Origin of the sequence: uncultured Sphingomonas sp., assembly GCF_964235535.1 — a bacterium.
Lineage (GTDB): Bacteria > Pseudomonadota > Alphaproteobacteria > Sphingomonadales > Sphingomonadaceae > Sphingomonas.
Window position 1 is genome coordinate 1 of sequence record NZ_CAXSBH010000083.1, and the last position, 5,898, is coordinate 5,898.

The following is a 5,898-nucleotide window of genomic DNA, read 5'->3' on the forward strand; positions in this document are numbered from 1 at the left end:
GGATGTGCTCCTCGATGTCGCGCTTGTAACCATGCTGGATCAGGTCCGCGGAGATTGCATGCAGGACCGAACTGAAGACGAAGTGCCCCACCTCGGCGGCTCGCGAGGCGTCTACCATGGCCAGGCCCATCTCCCGTTCCCGGGGATGGGCGGTGGGTCCGACATGATAGACCGACTTCACTCCGTCCAGCGCGCGGGCGAGGACCGCGGGGTCGCAGATGTCGCCGACCACCACGTCGGCCACGCCCATTCCGAGCAGACTCCGGGCCGAGTCCTCGGATAGTACGCATCCGCGCACGGACAGCCCGGCCGCGACAAGCTTGGGCACGAGCAGGCGACCCTGGTTGCCGTTGGCGGCAGTGACGAGTATCATCCGGCGACTCCCGAGATTGTGGAAAGTTCAAGCCGCGGCCCAGGATCGCTCGCGGTCGCCTCGCTGGAGTCGGCCAGTCGACGGCGGAGACGTGCTGCGACTGGGCGGAACGCCAAACCCGCGTCCGCCGAAGGGCCGTTCACGGCTCCCGGACCATTCCCGTCGGGACAGGCGGTCGATGCGGCGCCGTCGCGGTGCGATCGCGCCGTAATCAGGACGCGGCTCAATGGTCGATCCTGGCCTCCGTCTTGGCCAACACCTCCTCTACGGTGACGTCGGGCGCGAGCTCGACGAGCCGGAACGGTTCGGACTTGCCGTCCCGTGCCAGCACGCAAAGATCGGTGATGATCATGTCGACGACGCCCTTGCCGGTAAGTGGCAGATCGCAGCGGCGCTTCACCTTCGGGTCGCCCGCCTTGGATACGTGATCCATCGTCACGACCACGCGTCGTACGCCGGCGACCAGATCCATTGCGCCGCCCATCCCCTTGATCACCTTGCCGGGAATCATCCAGTTCGCGAGGTCGCCCTCCTCGGAGACCTCCATCGCCCCGAGGATGGTCAAGTCGATGTGCCCTCCCCGAATCATCGCGAAGCTGTCCGCCGAGGAGAAGAAGCTGGATGAGGGCAGCTTGCTGATCGTCTGCTTGCCTGCGTTGATCAGGTCCGCATCCTCCTCGCCCGCGAACGGAAAGGGGCCGATGCCGAGCATTCCGTTCTCCGATTGGAGCGTCACGGTCATACCCTCGGGTATGTTGTTCGCGACGAGCGTCGGGATACCGATGCCCAAGTTCACGTAGAAACCGTTGCGCAACTCCTTGGCGGCGCGCGCGGCGATCTCGTTTCGCGTCCAGGCCATCAGATCGACTCGCGTTGGCGGGTGGTGCGGAATTCGATGTGTTTGGCGGGCTCGGAATTGAGGAGCAGCCGCTGCACGTAGATGCCGGGCAGATGGACCTGATCGGCATCGATCGAGCCCACCGGGACGATCTCCTCGACCTCCGCCACGCAGATCGCACCGGCGGTCGCCATCGGCTGGTTGAAGTTGCGGGCGGTCATGTGGAAGACGAGGTTCCCCGCGTCGTCCGCTTTCCACGCCTTGATAAGCGAGATGTCGGCCCGAAGCGCCCGTTCCATGACGTAGCTGACGCCGTCGAATTCGCGCTCTTCCTTGCCGTCCGCGACGATCGTGCCCGATCCGGTGCGGGTGAAGAAGGCGGGTATGCCCGCGCCTCCGGCGCGGCATCGCTCCGCCAGACTGCCCTGCGGACAGAATTCCAGTTCTAGTTCGCCCGCGAGATACTGGCGCTCGAACTCCTTATTCTCGCCGACATAGGAGGAGATCATCTTGCGAATCTGGCGGGTGCGGAGCAGCCGGCCGAGCCCGACACCGTCGATCCCGGCATTGTTCGAGATGCAGGTCAGGTTCCGGACGCCGAGTTGCTCGACGGCGCCGATCAGGGCCTCCGGAATGCCGCAAAGGCCAAAGCCACCGACCATGAGCGTCTGATCGTCACGCACAATGTCCTCGAGAGCGGCCGTGGCGTCCTGATAGATCGGCTTCATTGCACTTGATCCTTTGAAGGCCGGTCGAGATCACGCAGCACACCCCAACCGGATATATCGCCCGGGCAGATGCCGCTGAGGGGACCACCCTGTCCGGCCCGCGAGGCGGCGATCAGCCGGGCGCGGGCCGACGAGACCGCGCGCAAGGCACGCTGGAGCGCGGAGCCTAGCATTTGGCGGCTTCCATGATCGACGCATAGGTGGCGACCGCCCCGCCGCCCATGTTCACCGTCATGGCGAGGTCGGCACCCGGAACCTGCATCTCGCCGCCCTCCCCAACCAGCTGGCGTGCGTTCAGGACGTGCATCGAGACGCCGGTCGCGCCGACCGGGTGTCCCTTGGCCTTGAGGCCGCCCGACAGGTTTATCGGGAGGCGCCCGTCCCGGCGGGTCGCGCCGTCAATCACGACGTCGCGGCCCTTGCCCGGCTCCGCGAGCCCCAGAGCTTCCACCGACAGCAACTCGGCGATCGTGAAGCAGTCGTGGACCTCGGCCAGGCTGAGATCGTCCACCGTGATTCCGGCGATCGCATAGGCCTGCGCGATCGCGCGGCGGGGTCCTTCGAACGTCGCCAGGTCCTTCGCGGACAGGGGCAGCAGGTCGTTCACCTGCGCCGTCGCGCGGAAGCGGACGGCGCGCTTGAAGTCGCCGATCATGTCGTCCGCGACGAGGACGAGCGCGGCTGCTCCGTCCGAGACGAGCGAGCAGTCGCTCAGCTTGAGCGGCGCCGAGATGACCGGGTTCTTTTCCGACGGTCGCCGGCAGAAGTCGAGGTCGAGCGGCCGATGCATCTGCGCGAGCGGATTGCGCATCGCGTTCTCGTGGTTCTTGACGGCGATATGGGCCATCGCCTCCGTGGGATCGCCGAAGCACGCCTCATAGGCCTGGGCGAAGCGCGCGAAGATGTCCGGAAACGAAAGGCTCGCCTCTTCCTTCTGGTACGCGGCGCCACCGAGCGCGCGGGTGACCCCCTTCGTATCGAGCGCGGTCATCTTCTCGGCCCCGACGACGAGCGCGACTCTGACCCGCCCGCTCCGGATCGCGTCGATCGCGGCGTAGAGCGCGGCCGACCCCGAGGCGCAGGCGTTCTCGCATCGCGTGGCGGGCTTGAAGCGCAGCGCCGGATCGATTCCGAGGATCATCGAGGAGCAGAAGCCGTCCCCCACCAACCCGGAGTTGAAGTGGCCGAGCCAGACCGCGTCGACGTCGGCACCGTCGATCCCGGCGGAGACCAGCGCCTCGCGTCCGGCGGCATGGATCATGTCTTCCAGACTCAGCAGGTCGTGCTTGCCGAATTTGGTATGCCCCCAGCCGACGATCATCGCTTCCATGCCAACTCCCCGAAATGCATCGTCCGGCCCACGTCAGACCAGCTCGCCGGCGGCGACACCGTTCTCGAAAACGAATATCTGCGACGCGGCGCCCGCCTCGCGTGCGGTTCGGTGGATGCGATAGCGCTCGTCCGCCATGAACCGGTCGATCGCCTCCATCGACGGAAAGGACAGCACCGCCATTCGATCGGGCGGCGGCCTGTCGCCCTCGATGCGGCGGACGTCGCGCGAACCCGCGATCGACTCCGCGCCATACTCCGCCAGGAGCTTGGGCACCTCGGCGAAGTAGGCGTCGATCCACGCGTCGTCCGAGAGGTTCATGTACACGACCATGATCGCAGCCATTCTCTTGACTCCCACTTCAACAGCAGATCAGCCATGGGTCTTCGACGAATGCGCGAAAGGCCGAGATGAACCGGGCCGCGACCGCGCCGTCGATCGCCCGGTGGTCGAAGCTGGCCGTAGCGGTCATGATGGTGGCGAGCCCGACCGCTCCGTTCACCTTCCAGGGCTGCTCGACGCCGGCACCGATACCCAGGATCAGCGCCTGCGGCGGATTGATGACCGGCACCATCTCGTCGATCCCGAACATGCCCAGGTTCGAGATCGACGCCGTGCCGCCCTCGTAGTCCGTCGGACTCAGCTTCCCGGCGCGCGCCCGATCCGCAAGCTCCCGGACACGTTCTGAGAGCGCCGATAGCGACAGGGCGACCACGTCCCGAACCACCGGCGTGACAAGACCGCCGTCGATTGCAACCGCCACCGACAAGTCCACGCGACCGAACCGGTGCAGCCGATCCTCACCGAACTGCACGTTGGCATCGGGCACCTCGGCCAACGCCGACGCCATCGCCTTCATGAGCATGTCGTTGATCGACAGCTTGACCCCGCGTCGTTCCAGCTCGACGTTCAACTCGGTTCTCAGCGAGAGGAGCCTGTCCAGGTCGCATCGAACCGACAAGTAGAAGTGCGGCACCGTGCGCTTGGACTCGCTCAAGCGCCTCGCGATCGTCCTGCGCATCGTCGACAGCTTCACGGTCTCGACCGGGATGCCGTGCGGAGGCGGCGCGCTCGCCGGACCAGGGGCCTCCAGCCCCGACCGGAGTTCGATCTGGGTCGGCGCAGCACCCGGACGCGTCGGAGCCGCGGGCCGCCCGGCGGTTCCGAGGTCGCCGACGACGATCCTGCCGCCGGACCCCGTCCCCGCCACCATCGACAAGTCCACCCCGTTGGCGAGCGCTACCTTGCGGGCAAGCAGGCTCGGGGTGCCGCCGACGTGACCTTCGCCCCGATCGCCGTCCGCCCGCTCGCCATCGCGTCCAGCGGGCCGCGGAGGCAGGTCCTCGGCGGACGCCGTCCGGTCCACGACGATCCCGGGCTGAGGCTCCCCGGCCTTCCCCGGCTCCCTGTCCGGGTCGACCGCCACGGTCGCGCTTGCCGCTTCGGCCCCGGCATCGCCATCGGACAGCCGTGCGATCACGGTCCCCACCGGAACGTCGTCCGTACCTTCCGGCACGACCAGTTCCGCGACGCGTCCGCCGTCCGCCGCCTCGAACTCCATTGTTGCCTTGTCGGTCTCGATCTCGGCGAGGAGGTCGCCCGGACGGACGGCGTCTCCGACCGCCACCAGCCACTTGGCGAGCGTGCCCTTCTCCATTGTGGGCGAGAGGGCGGGCATCATCAGGTCGGTGGCCACCTCAGTCTCCCAGGAACAGCTCGGCCGCGGCCTCGACGATCGCGTCGACGTCGAGTCGATAGGTGCGGTGGAGATCCGGCAGGTCACCGGTCTGCCCGAAGCGGTCGACGCCGAGCGGGCTGACCCTCATCCCCCTCACGCCGCCAAGCCAGGACAGGGCCGCCGGTGAGCCGTCGAGCACGGTGACGAGCGATGCGTGCGGCGCCAGGCGTGAAAGGAGTTTCTGGACATGTGGTACGCCCGTCTCGGCACCCGTCCACCGCGCCGCACGCCGTGCGGACCATTGTCGGTGGAGCAGATCGGGCGACGTAACGTTCAACAAGCCCAGGCCCGGAATGTCGTCCAGGAGTTCCGCATGCGCCGCCAGCGCCTCCGGCGCGACCGCGCCGGTGAACACCAGAGCGGCGTCGGCGTCGGACGCCGGCGGGCGGAGCCAATATCCACCCATCAGGGCGTCGGCCTCCCAGTCGTCGCCCACCCTCGCGACCTGCGCGATCGAGCGAGTGCTCAGCCGCAGATACACCGAACCGCCCGCGTCCGCCTGCATGTGCTCGAACGCCCAGCGCATCGTCAGCGCGACCTCGTCAGCGAATGCCGGCTCGAAATAGGTGAGCCCAGGCTGGCCCATGCCGATCAGCGGCGTGTTGATCGATTGGTGGGCGCCGCCCTCGCCCGCGAGCGTGAGGCCCGACGGCGTGCCGACCAGAAGGAAGCGGGCATCCTGGTAGCAGCCATAGTTCAGCGCATCGAGCCCGCGAGCGATGAACGGGTCGTAGACGGTGCCGACGGGAAGGAGGCGTGTCCCGAAATGCGGCGCTGCCAGGCCCAGCGAGGCGAGCAGGAGGAAGAAATTGTGCTCCGCGATTCCGAGCTCGATGTGCTGGCCGGCGGCATGCGCCAGCCACCGTTGGGCGGACGGGATCTTGTTCGCAC

At 67.4% G+C, this 5,898-nt stretch carries 6 protein-coding genes and 1 pseudogene; all 7 read right to left on the reverse strand.

The window, feature by feature from the left end; genetic code table 11:
* Positions 1 to 373 (reverse strand): SDR family oxidoreductase (locus ACFE7F_RS15240; protein WP_375404700.1); only part of this gene is annotated, 373 nt, incomplete at its 3' end.
* Between the two features lie 223 nt (positions 374 to 596).
* Entirely contained in the window at positions 597 to 1,232 is a 636-nt protein-coding gene (locus ACFE7F_RS15245) for a 3-oxoacid CoA-transferase subunit B (protein ID WP_375404701.1), read from the reverse strand.
* Positions 1,232 to 1,939 (reverse strand): CoA transferase subunit A, encoded by a 708-nt coding sequence (locus tag ACFE7F_RS15250; protein WP_375404702.1) that lies wholly within the window; start codon positions 1,937 to 1,939, stop codon positions 1,232 to 1,234. Before ACFE7F_RS15250 ends, ACFE7F_RS15245 begins: the two co-directional genes overlap by 1 nt.
* Positions 1,940 to 2,105: 166 nt before the next feature.
* Positions 2,106 to 3,269, reverse strand: coding sequence for an acetyl-CoA acetyltransferase (locus tag ACFE7F_RS15255; RefSeq protein ID WP_375404703.1), 1,164 nt, complete (start codon positions 3,267 to 3,269; stop codon positions 2,106 to 2,108).
* Positions 3,270 to 3,302: 33 nt separating this feature from the next.
* Entirely contained in the window at positions 3,303 to 3,614 is a 312-nt protein-coding gene (locus ACFE7F_RS15260) for a DUF1330 domain-containing protein (RefSeq protein WP_375404704.1), read from the reverse strand.
* Between the two features lie 16 nt (positions 3,615 to 3,630).
* Positions 3,631 to 4,965, reverse strand: a complete 1,335-nt coding sequence (locus ACFE7F_RS15265; RefSeq protein ID WP_375404705.1) for a dihydrolipoamide acetyltransferase family protein — start codon at positions 4,963 to 4,965, stop codon at positions 3,631 to 3,633.
* Position 4,966: 1 nt separating this feature from the next.
* Positions 4,967 to 5,898 (reverse strand): annotated as a pseudogene (locus tag ACFE7F_RS15270) (transketolase); the annotation flags it as partial.